Origin of the sequence: Limnospira indica PCC 8005 (assembly GCF_000973065.1) — a bacterium.
Taxonomy (GTDB): Bacteria; Cyanobacteriota; Cyanobacteriia; order Cyanobacteriales; family Microcoleaceae; genus Limnospira; species Limnospira fusiformis.
On record NZ_FO818640.1, the window covers coordinates 1,671,119 to 1,694,349 of the forward strand.

Consider the following 23,231-nt stretch of genomic DNA (forward strand, 5'->3'; position numbering starts at 1 on the left):
GCAACTACATCAACTATTATTGTAGATAAGCGATCGCAAATCTATCAATACCAGCCAGGTCCGGGAGGATTTTAAGATCCCGATAACACCCTGCTGATTCTAACATGGATGTAACCGCTTCTCCCTGTCCTGCCATCATTTCTATGATCCAAATACCCCCAGGTTGTAAAAATTGGGGTGCTGTTTGTACTAGATGATGAATGGAGTCTAAGCCAGATTCGCCGCCATCGAGTGCTAGAGGGGGTTCATATAGGATTACTTCTGGTTGTAGGTTTGGTAGCTCCTGGCTAGGAATATAGGGCGGATTTGCCACCATGCCGCTGACCTTCCCTTTCAGGCTATGGAGGGGACCCCACCAAGACCCCTGGTAAAATTTTACCCTATTTTGATAACCTAGACTTTGGGCATTTTCCAGGGCGATCGCTAAAGCTGACCAACTGCAATCTACAGCATGAATCATGGCTTCGGGGAATACCGATGCTAACCCCAAAGCGATCGCACCACTACCTGTTCCCATATCTACCCAATTTCCTGACCCGGCTGATGGCGCGGCATGATAGGCTATATCAATGATTAACTCTGTCTCTGGACGGGGGATGAGAACGGCAGGAGACACCTTGAGGGTAAAATTTCGCCAGTGAACTACACCTAATATATACTGTAGGGGGACTCGTTCCGTGATGCGACGTTCCCAGAGTTTGACAATTGCTGACCAGGGCTGATTTAGTTTAATGTATGGGCGATCGCCAAAGTCGTCTAATCTCAGGTCTAGGCGAGTCAGATCGGTGAGTGCTTCCAAAAACATATCTAATTCTATGGCGGAAACTTCGGCAGCGATCGCATCATTTTGAGCCTGTTTTTGCCACTGTCGCAGTTCCTCACCAGATATATAGTCACTTTCCCCTGTTTCCACCATTTAGCACCACCTGAAAAATTGTAGAGGCTGATGATATGGGGGGAAGTTGACAAGCAATTCCCCCCCACAAGTTGCCCTAACCCTAATTATTTCTCAAAAATTCCAAGGTTTCCCGGGGTGGAACTAAGATGATCCGATCTAAAAATTGGTTATCATCAGTTCGGAAGGCTTCTAATAACGCTTCCAGGGGAACCACCTGGACAGTAACCGAAGATATTAAGTCCGGTTGCTGTTCTTGAAATTGGGATAACATCCCCTCTAAGTCTTGTTTAGAGAAGAACATGGGAATCACTTGGTCATTGCCACGTTGGATGGTTAAATAACCATTGTCTGGGCCTCCTCTTGCCATAAACAGAGGCACGCCATTAAACTCATTAGGCGATCGACCACTTTGCTGCATTACCGCCCGGGCTGATTCTACCTCTCGCTGCACCGGAACATAAGCAAATTGGATATCATCAGGACGGTTGCGACTCTGTTGGCTCATTTTATAGACTTCCCCCAGAGAAACTGCTGTTACCTCCACGGAGTTAGCCAATTCAGGGTTATTGTTTCTCAGATTTTCCACAAATCTTAGAGCATCCTGACGGCTAATAAATATCCCTGCTACCGCAGCGGTACCGCTGCCATTTTCTCCAGCGGGAACTGTGGCCACTAGGGGGGAACCGGTAGGGTCGGTAATGGTAAATACTGGGACTGGCCGTAATTTTTCCTGAATTTCCTCTAATGTTAATGCTTCAGCCGCCTGGGTTCCCAGCAGAGATGCTCCCACGGTCCTCGGTGGGAGGATGGGACTCATTAACAAATGGCTACTGATAACTCCCAGTAACAGGCTCAAATGGAAAAATGATTTAATCATGTTCTCAAGTTGCGATCGTAATAGTTCATTTTGACATTTCCCCCACGCTTCCATATTGGCGTTATACCTGTAGGCTCATACAAATATGACAGCGAGGGTTGATCCATACCACCCATCAAGTCTGTTGATGGAGGCTAGAGTATTCCTGTATAGCGCAATTCTTACCCTGGCACGATAATAGTTAGACTGACGACCAAAAACAATTTTTTCTCCCGAACTCCCCAATAATTTTATATATTCTCACCCCCGGAGGATATGCCACGGGAGTTTTACCCGCACATTTTCCAGATCCTAACACAAACTTGCCCCGAATGGTCAAATTTGGGGACGAACGCGATCGCATTATTCAATCCCCAACACTACAGAATCATTATTCTCCTGGGATAACATTCGGATATCCATAATTCTTAATGAATAAACATAGAAGATGGTAAAACCAAGATTTATCATAGTCAGAAAAAGGGTCTGTTATTATGTTTTCCGATATCATCACTCAAAACGGGTTGACTTTTGCTATGGCTAGTCCAGCTAACGATTTCATGATCGTCTCGGAACTGCCAGATGAGCAAATTGCGCGCTTGTCAAGTCCGGGATTACCACAAGCGATCGCCCTTTTGCAGGGTGATGATTATTTGGTCAATGATGCACAAGGACGCATCCTCTTAGGACATCAGGGGAATGATACGATTATCGGTAATTCCGGCAATGATACGATTTATGGCGGTCAAAACGATGATTACTTGAATGGTGGTTCTGGTGATGACCTGTTATTTGGTAATCGGGGCAATGATACCATTTATGGCGGGTCTGGCAATGATACTATCTATGGGGGTGTAGGCAATGATTGGATTGTCGGCGGGTCTGGTAATAACGTTTTATCAGGCGATCGAGGTTTAGACACTCTCACCGGAGGCAGTGGTGCTAATCAGTTTATTTTGCAATCATCGACTCTCAATCAAGATCTGATTACCGACTTTAAGCCTGGTATCGATAAATTACGGGTTCCTGATGGGGTTACTATTGCAGATTTACGGATTAAACAATCCGATACCTCTACCTTGATTTTACTCGATGGTCAGACTGTGGCAACCCTGGAAAATGTCGATGTTGAATCAATCACTACTCGCGACTTTATTGGGGAACTAGGAGCAGCAAATCATGCTGATATTCAACTAGACTTAGGTGAAACTGGTTCTAACTTGCGTTTTGAACAGCAAGTGCTGGAATTGGTCAATCAAGAACGAGTTAGGGAAGATTTGCAACCACTAAGGCTGAACCCCCTACTCACCCAGGCGGCGCGTACCCATAGCACTAATATGGCACTGCAAGACTTTTTTAGTCACACCGGAATTGATGGATCTAATTTAACTGACCGGATTAGGGCCACAGGGTTTACATTGATAGTGCCATTTGCCGAAAATATGGCGGCGGGTCATACTACGCCGGAGTTAGTGGTTGAGGGATGGATGGATAGTCCCGGACATCGTGATAATATTCTTAATCCAGATTTTACTCAGATTGGGGTGGGTCACTATTTCCTGGAAAATGATACGGGGGATCTGATGGACTATAACCATTATTGGACTAAAGTCTTCTCTGGTGGCTGATTTCAGCATCTCGGTCCAGAAAGTGCGATCGCCTATTAATCACAAAATAGCCAACTCTCAGCGGTGAGCTTGCACTTTCAGAATTTTGTGTTATCCTGGTTCGTAAGTTTCGGATATCCAGGAGGTGATGCCCATGAGTGACAGTAGTAAACGCATGGGTCACTGTGTTGGAGAACGCCGGCTGTGCGCCGGGGCTGACCTCTAAAATTCGGCCTAGGTTCCTATTGCTAGGAGCCGAAAAGCCTACTAAATGGTCTGGCTGGATTGGAGAGATCCTTCCGGCAGTCAGGTTCCAACAACAGAGACCCGCTAGACCGCTCTCATATCGCTAACTGATGTCCTGGTGGTATCCAAGGCTTGAGTTATCCGTGGGAGCGGATAGTTTTTTTTAGATGTAATAGAATTGGTGTATTTTTGATATGGCTGAACTACTGAGTGCAACTGAAATTCAACAAATGGCTACTCAGGTTCCCGAATGGTCTGTTGAGGGTAAAACTATTAAGTGTCTGAAAACCTTTAAGGGGTTTGTGGAAGCGGTGGCTTTTGTTAATCAACTGGTGGAACCCGCAGAGGCGGCAGGTCATCACCCGGATTTGGAAATTTCCTATAATAAGGTGACAATTACCCTGACTACCCATGATGCTGGGGGGTTGACTAAAAATGATTTTGCTATGGCTGATAAAATTTCCAGTTTGAGCTAGATTCTATCAACGGCCCCACAATCCGCTAGAATTCCACAAAGTTGGGTAGCTGTAAGCTGGTTCTAGGTTATGATGTGGGATTATGGTCTTTGATAATCTTAATGTGTCTGTAGGGGTTAGTGAAGAGTTGCTGCTGATTGAAAAGCTGTTGGATATCGGTACGGCACTTTCGGGAACTCATGATTTGGGAAAGCTGTTAAAGCTGATCCTCAGTAAGAGTCGGGAAATTACCTGTAGCGATGCGGGAAGTGTTTATCTGGTAGATTACAGTGATGATCGCCCTAAACTGCTGTTTAAGGTGGCTCAAAATCAGTCTTTGCCAAATTTGTCGTTCCGAGAATTTGCGATCGCTCTGACTGATAGGAGCCTGGCTGGTCATGTGGCTTTGACTGGGAAAAGTCTCAACATTGATGATGCTTACGACTTACCACAGGGACAGCCTTATCGTCTCGATCGCAGTTTTGATGAGAATATCTGTTATCGGACTCGCTCGGTTTTAGTTCTCCCCATGCAAAACCGGGAAGGGGAAACCCTGGGGGTTCTACAACTGATTAACCGCAAGCTACAATCTGAGCTGGTGCTGACTCCTGAAAATACCATGGAGTACACCCAGCCTTATTCTGATTGGGAAGAACGGATTTTGCGGAGTCTCGCTTCTCAGGCGGCAATTTCCATTGAACGCAGTGATTTACAAGAGAGTATTGAGTTACTATTTGAGGGGTTTGTGAAAACCTCCGTGCAGGTCATTGAGGCGCGAGACCCCTGCACTTTCGGACATTCGGAAAGGGTGGCAGTTTTGACGGTGCGTTTGGGGGAGGAAATTAATCAGATATCTGAGGGTCCCCTGGCGGCGGTACAATTTAGCGATCGCCAACTCCAAGAGTTACGTTATGCGGCACTACTTCATGATTTTGGCAAAGTGGGAGTTCCTGAAGCTGTTTTAAACAAGGCTAAGAAACTTTATCCTTGGGAATTGGAAATCATGAAAAAACGGTTTGCGATCGCTCGACAGAGTTTACAGATAGACTGTCTACAAAGGAAATATCAACTGCTTTTAGACTACAGCAGCAACCACTCCCAGAATAGCACAGAATGCCCCCACTGTCAAACTCTTGAAAGTATGGATTTGGAAATGAATCAGGAGATTGAGCAGTTGCAAGGGTTTTGGGAGATGGTGCAGGAAGCCAACGAACCGGAGATTTTACATTCTAAACCCCTGGAAAAACTCCATGATTTATCAAAGATTACCTATCGGGATATAGATGGCAAGATTAAGCCGCTGGTGACACCAGAAGAGATTGAACAATTGTTAATAACTCAGGGTAATTTGACGGCTTCCGAACGCGAAATTATTGAAGGTCATGTCACCCATACCTATAATTTCTTAAAGCAAATTCCCTGGACTAAGGGACTGGAAAATGTGCCACAGATTAGCTATGGACATCATGAAAAGGTAGATGGTAGTGGCTATCCTTTGGGATTGAAAAAGGAGAAAATTCCGCTCCAATCACAAATGATGGCGATCGCTGATATTTATGACGCACTAACAGCAGGCGATCGACCTTATAAGCATGGAATTCCTACGGTTACAGCTCTGAAAATTCTGCGCAGTGAAGCGGCGGCGAATAAGATTAATGGGGATATTTTAACTGTATTTGAACAGCGCCAAGTCTATGAGTCTCTAGGACATACTTTAGATGTGGTGATGGAACTGGCTTAATGTTAGCATGAGAGTTAAGGATGGTTATGAGTAGCTCAATTCCTCACCCAGATAGCGGTAGTTTTAGCGTCAATTGTGCGGTTTTAACTGTGAGTGATACTCGCACTGAGTCCACGGATAAAAGCGGTGATTTGATTAAGCAAATGCTGAGAGATAATGGTCATCATCTAGGAAATTATGTGATAATTAAAGATGAACCGGACTTGATTACTCAGGCGCTTAATCAATGCTGTGGTGATGCTAAAATTCAGGCGGTGATTGTGAATGGGGGAACGGGAATAGCACCACGAGACACGACTTATGATGCTATTGAGGGGTTACTAGAAAAAACTTTACCTGGCTTTGGGGAACTGTTCCGGTTTTTGAGTTACGATGATATTGGTTCCCGTGCGATCGCCTCTCGCGCCACCGCCGGGGTATATCGGGAAACTCTATTATTTTCGGTTCCCGGTTCCCAAGGAGCAGTTAAACTAGCTATGGAAAAGCTGATTTTACCTGAGTTAGTTCATCTAGTTAAGCAATTACAAAAAGGCAGTTAATGAATCAAAATCAACCCTCAAGTGATAATCCTTGGGACTATAAACCCTGGTGGTGTCAACCGTGGTCAATTATGCTGACGGGAGTTAGCTTAATTAGCGGGAGTTGGTTAATCTTTCATCAGGTTTGGCTATCGGTAATTGTAGGGGTTCCCGTCCTGACCTGGATGGGATTTTTCCTGCTGATCTGGCCGGGATTAATGCGATCGGCTATGATGTCAGATGCTGAAGGTGACGATTAGGCTTTTTCTAGGGGAGCCATTGTCAAACCTTCGCGACTGAGTTGGGTATGGTACAATTCCGCTTGTTCTAGGGGGCCTACCCACACGGTCGCCTGACCTTCATAATGGACGCGGTTGGTCAACTCCCAGGCTTGATCGCTAGTCATTCCCGGAAGATATTTCATCAGACAGTTAGCGACGTGCTGAAAGGTATTAAAATCGTCATTAAGGACAATTACCTTATAGTTAGGGTAAGGCTTACGGACGGTTTGACTAGAACGACTGGGTGTAGTGGTAGGTGAGGCTATCATAGCTCTAGTTTAGGGTTTGACTAAATCAATATTTTGTACTTATCACAAATCTATTATATTATACAATGTCACAGTCTGAGATAATCTCAGATAATCTCAGAGAATTAGTTTAGGGTGGGTATAGTTAGTAGATGCACTCTATATAATCACTGAAAGTTAAGAGAAATGTCGTCGCATAGTTAGGCAGTTACGATGGTCATCCAGGCGACAATAAGTTACTTCATCAGTGAGTTTAGACATCAAAATCAAACCCCTACCTTGTTCCTTTTCCAAAGGTGCAATCTTTTCGTTAAGAATAAAATGCAGGGTTTTGGGGAAATCAAAAGGTTGACCAAAATCCCAGAGTTTGATTTCGATAGAATTAGATAAAATCTTCACCTGAATATCAATGGGAGTGTTTTTAGATAATCCATGGTGTGCATGACGAACCGCATTAGTGAACCCTTCGGTAATAGCAATCTTGCATTCGTAGTTCAGATCGGGAGGCAAAAAGGGAGTAGTTATCTGATCAAACCATTGTAATACTTCCTCTAAAAACAGTAGATCTGTACCTACTTTAAGATGCGATCGCATTAGTAGACTTTCATCTTCCATTAATCTTACATTGCACCACTATTTTTTTTGAACAAAATGACGATCGTGCGGACAATCATTTTGAGATCATACATCAAGCTCCAGTTTTCCTGATATTTGAGATCAAGGCGAATAATATCTTCAAAATCCTTAATCTGCGATCGCCCGCCGACTTGCCATTCTCCAGTCATACCGGGTTTAACATCTAGGCGTTGCCATTGGGGAACCTCATAACGTTCGACTTCATCGGGAGTAGGTGGTCGAGTGCCGACTAGGCTCATTTCCCCCATTAAAACATTCCAAAATTGAGGTAATTCATCCAGGCTAGTGCGCCGCAAAAACCGACCTACTTTAGTAATCCTGGGGTCTTGATCATTTTTAAAGATTTGACCTTTCGCCTGATTAGGAATTGTGTTTTTGAGTTCTTCAGCATTAATCACCATAGAGCGAAACTTCCACATACGGAAACGCTTACCCATCCAACCGCAACGAATTTGACCAAACAAAATCGGACCAGGACTATCAAAGCGAATAGCAATGACAATTGGAATAGATAAAACTGCAGTAATTACTAATCCGACTAGAGCGCCGACAATATCAATAGAGCGTTTAACCACAGAGCGAACGGAAGGATGAGTAACGGGTAATTGGCTATTATCCCCATGAGGTGCGGGTTCATCCTGTTGAAAGGTTAAAACCTGATCAAGGGATGTTAAAGAAAAAACCGCCATTACCTGGGGACTGACATTTTTTAGCAAAAGTTCCACATTTTTGTTTTTGGCGGCTTTGAGGTTACTGACTAAGGCACCGACTCCGCTGCTATCGATAAATGTAGTCTCGCTAAAATCGAGAATAATAGCCTGTGGAACCTGATCTCCCAAAACGAGATTATGACAAGTTGACTTAAAATCCACAGCCTCCAATACACTGAGGCGATCGGGAATTTTGACCCAGGCTATATGATTTTGAAAATGGACAGGAAAATTAACTTCTGGGCTAGGACTGACCATATTAGTCTCTTAATGCTAGTAGGTGTATTTAAACTTACACAAATTATTGGGGTTGCATAGTTCTAATTTTAATCAAGAATTTCTCCGATCGCTACACGAGTGCCATTGACAAAATCCCAACCGGACTGAACCCGTTTTCCGGGTAACTTGACTTCGGAAACCAATAGGTATCCTGACCCGGTCTGAACAATTGGGCCGAAGCGTTTGGCGATCGCCACAATTTCCCCAATGTTACCGGGGTTAAGATCGGCGGTAGACAAACGAGCCAATGGTGGAGGAAGTTCTATTTGGGGAACAGAACCCAAGGGAACCGAGCCGCTAATTTTCAAACTTTGTCCCCTAAAGGTAGTGACACAATGGGGATAAAAGGCTCTAATTTGATTATGGAGGGCAACTGCTGACTTCGACCAATCAAGTTGATAATCTTCTGGCTGAATGAGAGGCGCTAATGTAGCTTGAGTATCATCCTGGGGAATAGGTTGTATCGTTTGCGATCGCATTTGTAGCAAAGTCTCCGTTAAAAGTTCCGCCGCCATATTAGCGAGACGTTCAGCCAAATTAGCTGCTTGGTCCTCCCAACTAATGGGGGTGTAACTCTTCAATAGCATGGGTCCTGTGTCCATGCCTTCATTCATCAACATGGTAGTAATTCCGGTTTCAGTCTCGCCATGATATAAACACCACTGAATAGGTGCCGCTCCGCGATATTTTGGTAAAATCGAGCCGTGAGCGTTGACACATCCTAATTTAGGGATCTGCAAAAGTTCCGGGGAGAGGATTTGTCCATAAGCGACTACCACAAAAACATCAGCCTCAACTTCCCGCAAATTAGCCAAAGTTTGTGGATCCTTTTTAAGGCGACGGGGTTGCCAAACTGGTAGACCTGCACATAATGCGATCGCCTTTACCGGGGAAGGGCTAGTTTTACTACCACGTCCCCGTCGTTTATCTGGTTGAGTAACCACCCCAACCACCTGAAATTGCTCATCAGTCAATAATCGTTGCAAACTAGGCACAGCAAACTCAGGCGTACCAAAAAAAACCAGTCTCATGTATAAATTTTCCCTTTGTGTTTAGATTTAGGTTTTTCAGGGGGGGGTAATGGCAACTTCAATGCGGCGGTTAAGTTGTCTATTGATGTCCGAGGTATTTTCCAACGCTGGGCGAGTCATACCATAACCGATCGCCACCCAATGATAAGCCTGGTAGTCCACAGCATTAGAGAGGTATTGCACCACTGCTTCCGCCTGTGCAGAGGACAAAACCAGATTTTGCTGACGGCGAGCGCTATCATCAGTATGACCTGCCACCCGCACTACTGCCCCCCGATAGTTTTGCAGATCTGGAATCAAGTTATCCAGGATCACATTAGCCCCAGGGCGCAAAGTGCTACTACCTGGGTTAAATAAAATATCACTGGGTAAAGTCATGATCAAGCCACTTCCAGATCTAGACCTAGCAGTGCGGGGAGTTGGTGGGGGTATATTTTCCGCCTCCGGGGAGCTAGGGGCTGTTAATTGCTGTTCTATAATTTGTAAGCGTCTCTCCAACGTTTCTGCTGGCCGACTATTACCGATTTGAATTTCTAGGGCGGCGGTGCGACCGATCAAGGCATTGAGATCTTGTTGTAATTGTTGGAGTTGGGGTTGTAAGGTTTGTTGGACTTCCGGAGTTAGGGAAGTAGGCGACGCTTTGGGGGGAGTGAGTCTAGGAGTTTCTCGGTCTGGGAAAGAGGGTTGATATGCTGGCTCGCGCCTTAATAACTGTTCAGTTAGGGGCATTTCCGAACTGGTGTTCGGGTAAACTTGAGCTACAGCCATTCCCACTACCCAAGCCACAGCACTACCTACCCCCAACAATAACAGACGAAAAATGAAGGACAACAGCCCCACCAAAACCCCGGAATTGGATTTAGGGGAAGATTTACTTGGTTTTGGATCTGCCATAAATTTACCCTCAATTGCCATTAGGTTATCAGTTTTCCCAAGGACGCACTTCTAACGGACCTGCGGGATGATTAAATATCACCATCATATCCGCTTGGGGTTCTGCTGGGTCAGGTCCTACCTGCTGAAAGCGTAACTCTGATAGGGGAATGGGAGCCTCTTCCTCTGGGGTAACATCCTCAACTGCTTCATAATCTATAATTTTGCCATCACTGGCTACTGTAACCCGATAAACTAGGGTTCGGTTAATGCGAGCAACCCATGCTTGGTTTATCTGAGCAAACAATTCTCGCTGTAATCTCTCAATTTCCTGGGGGTCATCAATAGATGGCGGTGAGACTAAATTAGGTTGTAAATTAGACTGGCCAATGGTAGCACCGGGTTCGCCAATAGTGGTATTTTCCCCCTCTGTGTCTGTATTAACTCCCTGTGGTGGAGATTGTCCGGCTGATGGTGGTCTTTCAGTTTCTGATAGTGATTGGGTTTCTGTGGACTCTTGAGGATTAGGTTCTAGGGGTCGCCGAACCTCTGGAACTGGCAGAGCAAATAATGCGATCGCTGCAATAGCCAATCCAGACACCCCTACCGCTACAGGTATCGCCCTTTGGGTAACAGATTGCTCTGCCTTAGTATAACGCTTAGGAATAGCTTTTAACTGCAAGGAAAGCTCAGGTAAAGTCCCAGAATCAGCGAAAAACTGATCCACTGCTTCCACCAGATCAAATAACTGCACCGTGGTTAAATCTAATTCCACTGGGGATGTCGGATCGGTTTTCATCTGGGAATCCCCATCTAACGGGGTATTACGGACAATCAGGCGGTGTAAATTGCCGTCTAGTCTGCGTAACTCCACCATAGGAACCTCAGCAGCAGTGTTAGCAGAGGGGGGATGTGATACGCCGCTGAGAAATTCTTGGGCGTATTGACTCACCCGTTGCAGTAAACACTCGAAAAACTCTTTCCCTCCCACAATAGGCTGAGGATAACCGACAAAATGGCACTCCGCATTCATCAATCGCGATAAACGGGGCCGAGTTTCTGAGGTATTATCTGTGGGACTACTCAACCCATGCAAAATCAGCTTGCAGTTAGGCAAACTGTACTGACGTATAATCGTCATGCTATCTCTCCATCAAACAGACTCATCCAAAACCGTTGCATCCCTGCCGTGCCTGTACAGAATAGCAATTTTCCCAGCAAAGCGATCGCTAAATCATTGAGTTTCTCTGGGGAGTTGTAAGCAATTACACCCGCGCGCCGAGGATTCATCCGACTACGGAAGTGAGCCTGGAACCTTTCCAGATAGCTATATAATTGCAAATGCTGTTCTATGGGGATTTGCTTGCGCTGCATTTGCTCAAAGTCAATCAGCAACTGGCGAATTCTCACTGTTAACTCTCGACTTATCATGGCAATAATCACCACTAGGGCTTTAGCTTCCTTCAGAGTGAGGGGTTGTCGTTGGCTGTAGCGTCGCAGGGGGTTAGTGCTACGCAGTCGCCATAATACCACTCGATTCGGGATAATTCCTTGCAGTTCTAACTCGGATATCTTGACCAGCATTCGTTCGGAACTCCCCAGGGCGAGGGCTTCAATGGCTAGTAACATCAGGTCGATTTGTAATCGCGCCCGACGGGGACATCCTTTGTCGGAGATGGGTATATCCGGCAAACTGTCTAATATGACTGGGTTTAAATTAGTTTGATAGGGTTCTACTTGCATTATGCTCACGGCAACATCGATTCCAACACAATATATAGTTAAAGATTGGTTAGCAAATCTCCTAATATTTACATTACCCTGATGGATCTTAAATCTTTTATTCGCGATATCCCAGATTTTCCTAAGCCCGGTATTGTCTTTAGAGATATTACTACCCTGTTAAGGGATTCTCAGGGCTTACGTTATACGATTGACACTTTGAAGGATAAGTGCGATCGCCTCTCCCCAGATTATGTCGTGGGTATGGAGTCCCGTGGGTTTCTGTTTGGGGTTCCCCTGGCTTATCAGTTGGGTTGTGGGTTTATCCCCGTGCGAAAACCTGGGAAGCTACCAGGACAGGTCATCGCTGCACAATACCAGTTAGAATATGGGAGCGATCGCCTGGAAATGCACATTGATGCCATGGCACCAGGTAGCAAGGTTCTGATTGTTGATGATCTGATAGCTACCGGGGGAACGGCGGCGGCCACGGCTCAATTGGTACAAGAGGCTCAGTGTCATTTGGTGGGTTTTGCTTTTATCATCGAGTTAAAGGCCTTGGGGGGACGAAATCAATTACCTGATGTCCCCATTGTCACTTTAATAGATTATCACTGAAAAAAAAATATGAGCATTGACTCTGATAACTTGTTGTATGTGGCGAAACGACTTTTTCAGGCGCTGATTACTCTGCTATTGGCTTCTGTACTCTGTTTTGCGATCGTCCAACTGGCTCCGGGTGATTATCTTGATAAATATATCAATAATCCCCAAATTTCTGAGGACACTCTCAATCAGTTTAGAGAACAATTCGGATTAGACCAACCTCCTATTATCCAATATTGGAATTGGCTCACCCAAATTGTCACTAGGGGGAACTTTGGCTATAGTTTTGAAAATCAGCGATCGGTCACGGATTTACTCTGGGAAAGAGTCCCCGCTACCCTACTGTTAGCTATTTCTTCCCTCATTCTAACTTGGGCGATCGCACTTCCCCTAGGAATTTTGGCCGCCGTTAATCAAAACCGCCGAGTCGATCGCACCCTACAAGTAATCAGCTACACTGGTCAAGGGTTCCCCAGTTTCATCACCGCCTTACTGTTACTATTTTTAGCCCAAAAAACTTCCCCTCTTTTTCCCGTTGGAGGTATGACCAGCATAGACTATCCTGATTTGTCTCTCTTGGGGAAAATCGGTGATATTGCTTGGCACATGATTTTACCAACCCTGGCTTTAAGTATAACCAGTTTCGCGGGTTTACAGCGACTCATGCGCGGTCAATTACTCGATGTCTTACGTCAAGACTATATCCAAACGGCGCGCGCTAAAGGTCTCCCAGAAAACCGAGTGATTTATGTTCACGCTCTCCGAAATGCCATCAATCCTTTAATTACCTTATTAGGATTTGAATTCGCTAGTTTATTAGGCGGCGCTTTTATTGCCGAAACCTTTTTTAACTGGCCGGGACTAGGAAGGTTAACTTTAGAAGCAGTTAGACAACAGGACCTTTATCTAGTTATGGCTAGTTTAATGATGGGTGCTGTTATGCTGATTCTGGGTAATCTTTTGGCGGATTTACTTTTAAAATCAGTAGACCCTCGCATCAAACTCGAAAACCTGAATTAATCCCCCCTCCGGTGCGTCATACCCCGGTTATATTCATCCTCACCCCTCTCCTCTCCTACACTGGGAGAGGGTATCTAACCTATAAGGTGGCAAATTTATCTGATATGTCAATTAGCGCTTTTTGAATGCCTGGTTCACTCATGGAATGTCCAGCATCAGGAATAATAATTAACTCGGCTTCCGGCCAAGCCTGATGCAATTCCCAGGCGGTTTTCATGGGACAAACTACATCATAACGACCCTGAACGATCGCCGCTGGAATATGACGGATACGCTGAACATTAACTAATAGTTGGTCTTCGGATTCAAAAAAACCTTGATTGACAAAATAGTGGCATTCAATTCTAGCGAAAGCCGTGGCAAAATTGCCATCACCAAATCTTTGGATTAAATGCTGATCTGGCAATAATTTACTGGTGCTGGCTTCCCAAATTGACCAAGCCTTAGCCGCCGCCAATTGTATTTGGGGGTCATCACTGGTTAAACGACGATAATAAGCTGAGATTAAATCGTGACGTTCTTCTGGGGGAATAGGTTTGATATATTCCTGCCAAGCATCAGGGAAAATGTAGCTGGCTCCCTCCTGATAAAACCATTGTAGTTCGGCTTTTCTTAACATGAAAATACCCCGCAAAATCAACCCTTGACAATGTTGGGGGTAAGTCTGACTATAGGCTAGGGATAGGGTACTTCCCCAACTACCACCAAACACCACCCAACTGTTAATATTTAGGTGATTTCGCAGGCGATCGATATCTTCTACTAAATGCCAAGTCGTATTTTCTTCTAATTCTGCATGGGGGATACTTTGACCGCATCCCCGTTGGTCAAACATGATAATTCGCCACTTTTCGGGGTCAAAATATCGACGATATTCTGGTAAGCATCCGCCGCCGGGTCCCCCATGAAGTATCACCACTGGTTTACCTTCTGGGTTCCCGGACTGTTCAAAATAAATGGTATGTAAGGAACTAACTTGTAGTTTGCCTTCGGCGTAGGGTTCTATGGGAGGGTAAAGTTGGCTCATGTTTGAGTTATCCTATGGTTGGTAATTAGTTGTTGATAATGAGGGGATAAACGGCTTGAGGATTAAGCTGTAGGCGACACATTTCTCGCCTAGCTAAACCATCAGCATAGCACTGATTAATTTCTGTGGTTCCGTCTTCTGAGGCGATCGCTTCTATGAAAAACACCTGGGGAACCTCCGCAAAAGCCCAGCCAAATTTACCAGTTTCTCCAGGTTGTAACTCCCCTGGGCTAACGGTGGCTTGGTGGCTTTCTACTTCCACTAAAATATTACCTTCCTGACGGTATAAACGATAAACTACTTGTAGCGATCGCACTACCTCTGAACTCTGATTAGTCAGTTTACCTTCTACCGTATAACGTCCGGCGGTGAGGGTTTCATTAGTCACCATTTGCATTTCACTAATTTGGAAGGGTTGATTTTGGGCTAATAACAATGGAGATGAAACCACTATATGGGGAACTGATATAGCCGGGTTAGGGAGTAAGGTTCCCAGTCCTAATGCTGAAATTAAGAAAATCCGCGAATAACTTAACATAGGTCAAATCTGATATATACTGATGATGGTGGTTAGCCTAGGCAGGAATTGCTAAGGACTGCACCACTCCAATTTTATCGCGATCGCTGTCAATTTTCATCACCTAGAGGAAGAAAAAGGCAGAATTCCCCTAGGGCTGATTATCTGCTAAAATCATGATAAAATTAGTACACCCACAGCCATTATAAATCATCTATGACTGCAACTGTCTCCACTCCCCACCGGGTCAGCACCGAGAAAATTCGCCCGGCAATTCAAGCACTACAGCCACAGTTAGTTAAGTGGCGGCGGCATATTCACCAATACCCAGAGTTAGCATTTCAAGAAAAACTAACCGCTAAGTTTATTGCCGAAAAACTAGAGGAATGGGGAATTAATCATCAAACACAAATTGCCGAAACCGGAATTGTAGCCATTATTGAAGGTCATCAACCGGGGCCAGTTTTAGCAATTCGGGCGGATTTTGATGCCTTACCTATTCAAGAACAAAATGAGGTGAGTTATAAATCTTGTCATGATGGCATTATGCACGCTTGCGGTCATGACGGACATACAGCGATCGCCCTAGGAACTGCCTATTATTTATCGCAACACAGACAGGATTTGTGTGGTACAATAAAAGTAATCTTTCAACCTGCTGAAGAGGGGCCAGGCGGCGCATTGCCCATGATTGAAGCTGGGGTATTAAAAAATCCTGATGTTGAGGCAATTTTGGGGTTGCATTTGTGGAATAATTTGCCATTGGGAACGGTGGGGGTGCGTGCTGGTGCGTTAATGGCGGCGGTAGATATCTTTGAATGTCGCATATTTGGGAAAGGGGGACATGGAGGGATGCCGCATCAAACCATAGATGCAATCTTGTTAGGTTCCCAAATTGTTAATAACCTGCAAACCATTGTAGCAAGGAATGTTGACCCCTTAGAGTCTGCCGTGGTTACTGTGGGTTCTTTCCATGCTGGAGATGCTCATAATGTGATTGCAGACCAAGCGACAATCAAGGGGACAGTCCGCTATTTCAATCCTCAATTTAATGAATATTTTAGCAACCGAATCGAGTCAATTGTGGCGGGAATTTGTCAAAGTCATGGGGCGAGATATGAGTTAAATTATCAACACAATTATCCGCCAGTAATTAACGATCCATCCCTAGCCAATTTGGTGAGAAGCGTGGCGGAATGTGTGGTAGAAACGCCAGCGGGGATAGTGCCAAAATGTCAGACTATGGGAGGTGAGGATATGTCATTTTTCCTGCAAGAAGTACCGGGGTGTTATTTTTTCATGGGGTCTGCTAATAGCGATCGCAATTTAGCTTATCCGCACCATCATCCTCGGTTTGACTTTGACGAAACCGCCCTAAGTATGGGGGTAGAAATGTTTGTGCGGTGTGTAGAAAAGTTTAGCGGTGAAAAATCCTAACTGCTGAACCCAAAAGAGTGATCGTCATGTCTACAATAGGGTGCAGAGCCTTAAAATGCAGCTCTCGGTAGAGAATAAAAATTGATCACGGTATTCCAAAAGCTCATGAAACGTAGAACTAAGCCCACATCTCCCATAGCTTCCGCCTTTAACTATACCGCGATGGCAGTGATAGCAGGCGTTCTGGTGTTGGGAATTGGTATAGGTATGGCGATAAGTTCCACCGCCACCCTAACCCCCCAGAATGTAGCATCCAGCGAATTCATTGATCGCAGCGCTCCCAACCCAGAAATCTGTGTTAAATTCGGAGCCAGTGCCATGGTGACAGATTTACGGGTATTTGTGACCCTGAACCCGTTTAGTGTTTTCGTCGCTCAACCTCGGATGCAACCGGGATGCGTTTTGCGGACCAGTAACTGGGCTCTACTGAGACAGCGGAACCTGATCACCGTGGAAGAGGAAAGAGACTGTAAACACCGGATGAACACCTTTGGCTATACGGGAGACCTGAACGATGATGCAGAGGTAAGCTGTATTTACCAAAACAATAGCGCCCAGAACGATTTTCTGAATCAATCAGGTCTCATCCCGAACCGTCCTAGACCGGAGTCCGATCGCTTTTAAAACCCTTTAAAATCGTGGGCTAGTTGGTAAAGCTGGGGTGATTCCTAGCAAAAAGTCATTTTGGGCTAATTCCTGAACCAATCGGACTTGGACAACCTGACCCGGTTCAAGAATATGCTGTTGAGGGGAACTAATAGCGCCAACAACAGCCCCTCCCACAGCCCCAGCTAGGAATCCCAATCCATCAAAACCACTAACGAGTAATCCTCCCAAACCGCCAACTCCTGACCCAATAGCCACATTTTCCGGCTTAATTGGTCTCGCACCTGGAATCCAAGTTGATTCAGCCACAAAGGGAATGCTACGACCTTCTAAGTTAATGGCTTGGGCGACAAAACGGGTTCCCTGATTAGTGGTTTCAAACCTTCCGACGACAGGGGTATCTGGAGGTACGACAAAATTACCTGCTGCGTCTACAATTCCCCCTTGCAAAAGTAAAACATCTTGGCGGTTGAATTGGGATTTTAGGCGCACATCGTCAATTCCAGGATATTGGAGAGTGACAGTTGTACCGACGGGTAATAAAATACGACGGTCGGGGCGTTGGGGTTCTGGTACGGGTCGAAAACCTTGGCTAGGTGGTGGTAATTCTGTGGGTAGAGGTTGACCAAAGGGGATAGCTGCAGTTGTGTTAGACATGGGGAGAATTTGAGTTCCGACTTGTTGAGCAAGTGGCTCTGGTCTCACCAAGCTGGTTTGGGTGGGGCGATTTAGGGGGACTCGCAGAAACTCAACATCTGGGAAAGGCTGGGGTTGAGGATTGGGTAAGGCGCTGATGGGGCGTGGTTGGGGGGTTAATTGGGGGGAAATATTGGCGGATGTGGGAGACTGAGTTATGGGGGTTGTGGTTAAGTTATTTTCTGCGGGGGGTTGACGACGGGCTAACAAAACGGGACGCAATACCCACTGATTTTCTACGCCAACTCGTCTGAGTTGAATTTCTCTGTCATCAAGAATGAAGCCAGGAGCGAAATCAACTGTCATTCGCGCTACGGTGGGTTCAAGTTGGCTAACGCTGACCCGACGCACTAAGCCGGACTCGTAGAGTTCGGTGACATTAACACCTAAATCTGTATCTGGTAGGTCGATAATAATGCGGCTGGGTTGTTGGACTACGGCTAGTCGGGGTCTAACTCCTTCTGGTAGTTGGACTTGAACGGTTCCGTTATTGGGGTTGAGGGTCCACTGGGGAACGGTAACGGCTAAAACTGTGTTGACGATCGCCTCTGTACCTACTATCAAAGTGGCGATCGCTGTAGTTAGACCTAATTTGAAAAGACTAGGGAACCGCGGCCGTGTCAATTTCCCGATTGGGAGTGGTTGGGTTGGCGCGGCACTGGAAAAACCAAGTGACACTGGAAACGGTCTATACTTGTTTTGCATGATCGCCACATCAAAAAAAGTTTTCTGAGATGATTGCTACTATAGCTCATCTCTGGAGTTCGTATCATGTTTTTAGTTAGAATGCAACCCTAAACTCCTAGATTTGGAAACTCATGCAAAAGTGGCAAAGATTGCGATCGCAAATGATCATAGATCATCCTTGGTGTCGGGTGCGCCAAGATGCGATCGCCCTTCCCGATGGGAATATTATAGATGATTTTTTTATCAATATTCGGCCTGATGTCGCCTTAGTTTTTGCTGTCACCGAAGACCAGCAGGTGATTTTTGTTCGCCAATACCGACATGGAGTCGAGCAGATTTTATTAGAACTCCCCGCTGGCGGTTTTGACCCGGCTACCGAAACCCCCACCGTCGCCGCCTTACGGGAACTTAGGGAAGAAACAGGTTATGTCGCCTCCTCTTTAATTCCCCTAGCTACCCTATACGATAATCCCGTCAAGGACACTAATTCTATTCACCTATTTTTGGCGGAAAATGTGCAACTGCAGCACCAGACCCAACTGGACCCCACCGAAGATATCCAAGTGGTTCTGATACCAGTGGCTGAAGTTATAGATGCGATCGCCACCCAAAAGATTCAAGTAGCCGGAACCATTGCTGCTATCTTTTTAGCCTGGGAATATCTCCAGAGTAAAAAAACTCAGTAATCGATGAGCTATTATCTGCTATAATCATGTCATAACTCTATTCTTATACTTCCGCTTTCTGAGCAGCGATCGTCCATTAATGCTTGAAATTTGCCGCACCCCAATTCCCCCCGCACGCACTAAGCGCATCGAAATCCCCGTGGCTCGCCTTCCCACTCAAACTATGCTATCCCTACCCGTTATCGTCATCAATGGCTATACAGAGGGACCCATACTCTGGGTGAGTGCCGCTATTCACGGCGACGAAATTAATGGCGTTGAAATCATTCATCAAGTCTTGCAAAAAATTTCCCCCAAGCGTTTGCGGGGGACCGTAATTGCTGTTCCCATTGTCAATGTCTTTGGATTTATCGAACAATCTCGATATTTACCAGATCGCCGAGACTTAAACCGCTCATTTCCGGGTTCCAAAAGAGGAAGCCTCGCCTCCCGTATAGCTCATTTATTCGTCCAAGAAATTGTCAATCACTCCACCCATGGAATTGACCTACATACAGCATCAGGTCACCGTAAAAATTTACCACAAATTAGAGCCAACTTAGATGATCCTGTTACCTACCAATGTGCGCGCGCTTTTGGAACTTCTGTGATTATTCACTCCCAACTTAGGGATGGTTCCCTACGTCAAGCCGCCACTCAAAAAGGGATTCCGGTTCTTCTATATGAAGGAGGGGAGGCGCTACGATTTAATTCCCATGCTATTTATATTGGCGTTCAAGGTATCCTACGGGTGATGGAAACCTTAGATATGTATGACTTCCAATTTGATAACTTTCCCCTGGAACCTATAGAAGTGCAAAATACTCAATGGGTGCGTGCTTCTCGTAGTGGGATATTACAACTATCTATTGAGTTGGGGGAACGGGTATATAAGCGCCAACTCCTAGGTGTTATATCTGATGCTTTTGGTGATACCAGCGTCAAAGTCAGGGCTCCTGCTGATGGGTTAGTTATCGGAAATCAGCAAAATCCCTTAGTTAATCAAGGGGATGCTATAGTTAATTTGGCTCTCCTCAACTCTGAAGAGAATCTCGTTCATTTTCCATCTTAGAATACTGTTCACTTGGGAGATAATATCGTCCGGTTTTGCTTAATACAGAAGGTCGCCGGGGAATTTCGATCGCAAATTCTGACCCCTTAGTTAGTACCGACTTACAGGTTAAATTTCCCCCATGTTTAGCCACAATTTGATAACTCATGGCTAATCCTAAGCCGGTACCATGACCCACAGGTTTAGTGGTAAAAAATGGCTCAAATAATCGTTTTCGCACATCTTCTTCCATACCCAAACCATTATCAGAAATTTTAATTGACACCCAATCCGAGTTAATTAATTCAGTGCTAATCTGAATAGTTGGATCGAAGTCAACCAAGCCATTTTCGAGTTTTTCTACTTCTAAAATCGCATCAATTGCATTACTTAAAATACTCAAAAATACCTGATTCAGTTGACCCGCATAACATTCTACTTTGGGTAAGTATCCATAATTACGAATGACTTTAATTTCGGGAAACTCATGTTTTTCTAAGGTGGGAAGTCGTCCTTTGAGTCGATGTTGCAGGATTAATAATGTACTCTCAATCCCATCATGAATATTGACGGGTTTCATTTCCGACTCATCAAGTCTCGCAAAATTCCGCAGAGACAAAACAATCTGTCGAATCCGATTTGCGCCGACTTCCATTGAATCTAAAATGCGGGGTAAATCGTATACAATAAAACCTAGTTCGACTTCCTCAATGCGATCGCGAATTTCCGCCACTGGCTGTGGATAATATCGCTGATATAATTCAATCAGTGCCAACAAGTCTTGTACATATTGACCCGCATAGCTAATATTACCATAAATAAAAGTAACTGGGTTATTAATTTCATGGGCAATTCCTGCGACCATTTGACCCAGACTGGAAAGTTTTTCATTTTGAATTAATTGTGCTTGAGCCTGTCGGAGTTGTTTAAGGGTTAGTTCCAACTGTAATGCTCTGGCGCGTTCCCTAGCTTCCGACTGTCGCAAAGCATCTTCAGCCTGTTTGCGATCGCTAATATCCCTAACTGTCCCGGTCATGCGTAGGGGTTTACCTTGCTCATCTCGACTCACCACTTGACCATGATTAAGCACCCATTTCCAACCCCCATTATTGGTAAACATCCGGTGTTCAACCTCACAAAAATGCGTGTGATTTTGCCAGTGTTGTTTTAAGCAATAAATCACCTGATGGCGGTCTTCAGGATGCACCAGCTTCAACCAAGACCGAGGATGGTTGTTGATGTGCTTCATATCATAACCCAGCATTTGTCGGCATTGAGGGCTAAAATAGACCTCATCAGTGCCTAAATTCCAATCCCATAAACCCTGATTAGTTCCAGTTAATGCTAATTGTAACCTCTCCTCATTAATCCGCAGAGCTTCCGAGGCTTGTTTTTGTTTAGTAATATCAAAAATTGCCCCCGCCAAACATAAAACTTGTTGGTCATCATCAAAGATACCTTGACCCTTATCATAAACCCATCGTTCGGAACCATTGGCTCGCCGTAACCGATACTCTAAAATATAGGGATGGCGTTTTTCTACGGATATTTGAATCGCGTCTATAACTGTTTGTTGGTCATCAGGATGAATCAGACTTGCAAAGCTGATAGTTCGGTTTAAAATCAAATCATTAGGGCTATAACCAGTAATAGATTCCACCCCCGGACTCATAAAGGTCATGGTGCGATCAATGTCTAAATTAGAGCGATAAACTGCACCGGGAATATTAGAAACCAGGGTGCGAAATTCTCCCTGACGTTCCCGCAGCATTCTCTCAACTTGTTTGCGATCGCTAATATCTCGGATAAACACACATTGATATTCCTGACCTTTAAAGTTCAGATGATTAATCATCATTTCCACGGGAATGAGGCGATTATGTTTAGTCCGATAGCGAGCCTCAATTTTTAAAGACCCACAGCGGCGCAGGATTTGCCAATGTAAATGCCAAGAATCTCGCGGAAAATCCGGGTTAATATCATGAATCGTCAATAACAATAATTCGCTAGGGGAGTAACCCAACAGGCGAGAAGCTGACTCATTCACATAAATAATTTCTCCTTCTATTCCAATCCAAAAAATCGCATCGGCGGCTTTATCAATAGAAAATTGTGTCAGGGATATGGTATCTTCCGCAGACCAGTTATTGATCTTGGCGTTTACTTTGATAGTTAATGGATTGGGATTTCCTGAGTTGGGGGAGTTATTGGCGGCTGAATTATCTAGGCTAGATGTCAAATTCTGGCGGCGGATAAACCCCAACATAGGTATCTGAAACCACCACAGCCAAAAGAATATTAAGTTGGTAGCGAGTAATCCTAAAATGGCTAAGATAGTTATCACAAATATTCCCCCGACGGGATACCAGACAATTTCTGTGTCAAGTATTTGAAAATTCCCCGCCATGACTAACCCCAAGCTGAGTAACCCCGAGTTACCGATGAAATTACCACCGCCGCGCCAAAAGGGTTGATTTGGGGTTGAGAATTTACAGCGATCGCCATAGATTGATAAGCTATTGTTGAGCATACCTGCTGACAAGTAACTAACCAATGCGATCGCAGCAGTTAACCACAAATGTAGCCAGTTTGATAGTGATTCTGGCGAAAAGCTATACCCCCTGAGCATTATATGAGGCTCAAAGGTTAATAATTGGGTAAAAACATATACCAACAATTCTAGCATTTGTTAAATTATTTTTTGGGGTTCGCTTCCCGTCAACAGAGAGAGCAGATATTTGTCCACTAGGGGAAAACCTATCTATAAGCACCCATCATTCGGTGGTTATCCCCATTGAAAAGCATAATTAACCTAGCA

24 protein-coding genes are annotated in these 23,231 nt (G+C 44.9%); 11 read left to right on the top strand and 13 right to left on the bottom strand.

Annotated features, from left to right (window positions below):
- Window positions 1–16: 16 nt before the first annotated feature.
- Together prmC and XZ46_RS07350 are read right to left on the bottom strand one after the other, a co-directional pair.
- A complete protein-coding gene (prmC, locus tag XZ46_RS07345) occupies window positions 17–916 on the bottom strand; it encodes a peptide chain release factor N(5)-glutamine methyltransferase (protein WP_008049374.1) in 900 nt (299 codons plus the stop codon).
- An 82-nt stretch (window positions 917–998) separates the two neighbouring features.
- The gene (locus XZ46_RS07350) at window positions 999–1,775 is read right to left on the bottom strand and encodes a Tic22 family protein (RefSeq protein WP_311737396.1); all 777 of its coding nucleotides are present in this window, start codon (window positions 1,773–1,775) and stop codon (window positions 999–1,001) included.
- 473 nt (window positions 1,776–2,248) lie between these two features.
- Between XZ46_RS07350 and XZ46_RS07355 the strand changes: the two genes are divergently transcribed.
- The 5 genes from XZ46_RS07355 (at window position 2,249) to XZ46_RS07375 (ending at window position 6,581) form a co-directional block, all read left to right on the top strand.
- Window positions 2,249–3,382 carry a CAP domain-containing protein gene (locus tag XZ46_RS07355; RefSeq protein ID WP_008049375.1) on the top strand — a complete coding sequence of 378 codons (1,134 nt, stop codon included), beginning with the start codon at window positions 2,249–2,251 and terminating at the stop codon, window positions 3,380–3,382.
- 419 nt (window positions 3,383–3,801) lie between these two features.
- Entirely contained in the window at window positions 3,802–4,083 is a 282-nt protein-coding gene (locus XZ46_RS07360; RefSeq protein ID WP_008049376.1) for a 4a-hydroxytetrahydrobiopterin dehydratase, read from the top strand.
- 82 nt (window positions 4,084–4,165) lie between these two features.
- On the top strand, window positions 4,166–5,803 hold the full coding sequence (locus XZ46_RS07365) for an HD domain-containing phosphohydrolase (RefSeq protein WP_008049377.1): 1,638 nt from the start codon (window positions 4,166–4,168) through the stop codon (window positions 5,801–5,803).
- Window positions 5,804–5,829: 26 nt separating this feature from the next.
- Window positions 5,830–6,342 (top strand): MogA/MoaB family molybdenum cofactor biosynthesis protein, encoded by a 513-nt coding sequence (locus tag XZ46_RS07370; RefSeq protein ID WP_006620721.1) that lies wholly within the window; start codon window positions 5,830–5,832, stop codon window positions 6,340–6,342.
- On the top strand, window positions 6,342–6,581 hold the full coding sequence (locus XZ46_RS07375) for a DUF6737 family protein (RefSeq protein ID WP_006620720.1): 240 nt from the start codon (window positions 6,342–6,344) through the stop codon (window positions 6,579–6,581). The genes XZ46_RS07370 and XZ46_RS07375 overlap by 1 nt, the downstream gene beginning before the upstream one ends.
- Here XZ46_RS07375 and clpS read toward each other — a convergent pair.
- The 7 genes from clpS to XZ46_RS07410 form a co-directional block, all read right to left on the bottom strand.
- The gene (gene clpS / locus XZ46_RS07380; protein ID WP_006620719.1) at window positions 6,578–6,871 is read right to left on the bottom strand and encodes an ATP-dependent Clp protease adapter ClpS; all 294 of its coding nucleotides are present in this window, start codon (window positions 6,869–6,871) and stop codon (window positions 6,578–6,580) included. The two genes, XZ46_RS07375 and clpS, sit on opposite strands and share 4 nt — an antisense overlap.
- Before the next feature lie 156 nt (window positions 6,872–7,027).
- Window positions 7,028–7,465 carry an ATP-binding protein gene (locus tag XZ46_RS07385; RefSeq protein ID WP_008049378.1) on the bottom strand — a complete coding sequence of 146 codons (438 nt, stop codon included), beginning with the start codon at window positions 7,463–7,465 and terminating at the stop codon, window positions 7,028–7,030.
- Between the two features lie 5 nt (window positions 7,466–7,470).
- A complete protein-coding gene (locus tag XZ46_RS07390) occupies window positions 7,471–8,454 on the bottom strand; it encodes a sugar transferase (RefSeq protein WP_006620717.1) in 984 nt (327 codons plus the stop codon).
- Window positions 8,455–8,522: 68 nt separating this feature from the next.
- Window positions 8,523–9,506 (bottom strand): methionyl-tRNA formyltransferase, encoded by a 984-nt coding sequence (fmt, locus tag XZ46_RS07395; RefSeq protein WP_006670151.1) that lies wholly within the window; start codon window positions 9,504–9,506, stop codon window positions 8,523–8,525.
- Between the two features lie 36 nt (window positions 9,507–9,542).
- Window positions 9,543–10,400: an OmpA family protein gene (locus XZ46_RS07400; protein WP_006670150.1), complete on the bottom strand. Its 858-nt coding sequence runs from the start codon at window positions 10,398–10,400 to the stop codon at window positions 9,543–9,545.
- Window positions 10,401–10,428: 28 nt separating this feature from the next.
- A complete protein-coding gene (locus XZ46_RS07405; RefSeq protein ID WP_008049380.1) occupies window positions 10,429–11,520 on the bottom strand; it encodes a DUF4335 domain-containing protein in 1,092 nt (363 codons plus the stop codon).
- A complete protein-coding gene (locus XZ46_RS07410; RefSeq protein WP_006620713.1) occupies window positions 11,517–12,122 on the bottom strand; it encodes a DUF3038 domain-containing protein in 606 nt (201 codons plus the stop codon). Before XZ46_RS07410 ends, XZ46_RS07405 begins: the two co-directional genes overlap by 4 nt.
- 81 nt (window positions 12,123–12,203) lie before the next feature.
- On the opposite strand from XZ46_RS07410, the gene XZ46_RS07415 reads away from it, so the two are divergent.
- Together XZ46_RS07415 and XZ46_RS07420 are read left to right on the top strand one after the other, a co-directional pair.
- Window positions 12,204–12,719, top strand: coding sequence for an adenine phosphoribosyltransferase (locus XZ46_RS07415; RefSeq protein ID WP_008049381.1), 516 nt, complete (start codon window positions 12,204–12,206; stop codon window positions 12,717–12,719).
- 9 nt (window positions 12,720–12,728) lie between these two features.
- Complete coding sequence (locus tag XZ46_RS07420; RefSeq protein ID WP_006620710.1) at window positions 12,729–13,727, top strand: ABC transporter permease; 999 nt, start codon at window positions 12,729–12,731, stop codon at window positions 13,725–13,727.
- 79 nt (window positions 13,728–13,806) lie between these two features.
- On the opposite strand, the gene pip is transcribed toward XZ46_RS07420, so the two are convergent.
- Both pip and XZ46_RS07430 read right to left on the bottom strand, forming a co-directional pair.
- A complete protein-coding gene (pip, locus tag XZ46_RS07425) occupies window positions 13,807–14,754 on the bottom strand; it encodes a prolyl aminopeptidase (RefSeq protein ID WP_006670147.1) in 948 nt (315 codons plus the stop codon).
- 25 nt (window positions 14,755–14,779) lie between these two features.
- Window positions 14,780–15,292 carry an FxLYD domain-containing protein gene (locus XZ46_RS07430; RefSeq protein ID WP_006620708.1) on the bottom strand — a complete coding sequence of 171 codons (513 nt, stop codon included), beginning with the start codon at window positions 15,290–15,292 and terminating at the stop codon, window positions 14,780–14,782.
- Between the two features lie 195 nt (window positions 15,293–15,487).
- On the opposite strand from XZ46_RS07430, the gene XZ46_RS07435 reads away from it, so the two are divergent.
- Window positions 15,488–16,708: a M20 metallopeptidase family protein gene (locus XZ46_RS07435; protein WP_008049391.1), complete on the top strand. Its 1,221-nt coding sequence runs from the start codon at window positions 15,488–15,490 to the stop codon at window positions 16,706–16,708.
- Between the two features lie 105 nt (window positions 16,709–16,813).
- A complete protein-coding gene (locus XZ46_RS07440) occupies window positions 16,814–17,332 on the top strand; it encodes a DUF3172 domain-containing protein (protein ID WP_006620705.1) in 519 nt (172 codons plus the stop codon).
- A gap of 6 nt (window positions 17,333–17,338) precedes the next feature.
- On the opposite strand, the gene XZ46_RS07445 is transcribed toward XZ46_RS07440, so the two are convergent.
- Window positions 17,339–18,634: an AMIN domain-containing protein gene (locus XZ46_RS07445; RefSeq protein ID WP_008049392.1), complete on the bottom strand. Its 1,296-nt coding sequence runs from the start codon at window positions 18,632–18,634 to the stop codon at window positions 17,339–17,341.
- Window positions 18,635–18,828: 194 nt separating this feature from the next.
- Here XZ46_RS07445 and XZ46_RS07450 point away from each other — a divergent pair, with 194 nt between their 5' ends.
- Window positions 18,829–19,383, top strand: a complete 555-nt coding sequence (locus XZ46_RS07450; protein ID WP_008049393.1) for an NUDIX hydrolase — start codon at window positions 18,829–18,831, stop codon at window positions 19,381–19,383.
- Window positions 19,384–19,462: 79 nt separating this feature from the next.
- A complete protein-coding gene (locus XZ46_RS07455; protein WP_006670142.1) occupies window positions 19,463–20,434 on the top strand; it encodes a succinylglutamate desuccinylase/aspartoacylase family protein in 972 nt (323 codons plus the stop codon).
- Here XZ46_RS07455 and XZ46_RS07460 read toward each other — a convergent pair.
- Window positions 20,397–23,042 carry a PAS domain-containing protein gene (locus tag XZ46_RS07460; protein ID WP_228116506.1) on the bottom strand — a complete coding sequence of 882 codons (2,646 nt, stop codon included), beginning with the start codon at window positions 23,040–23,042 and terminating at the stop codon, window positions 20,397–20,399. The two genes, XZ46_RS07455 and XZ46_RS07460, sit on opposite strands and share 38 nt — an antisense overlap.
- Window positions 23,043–23,231 lie beyond the last annotated feature (189 nt).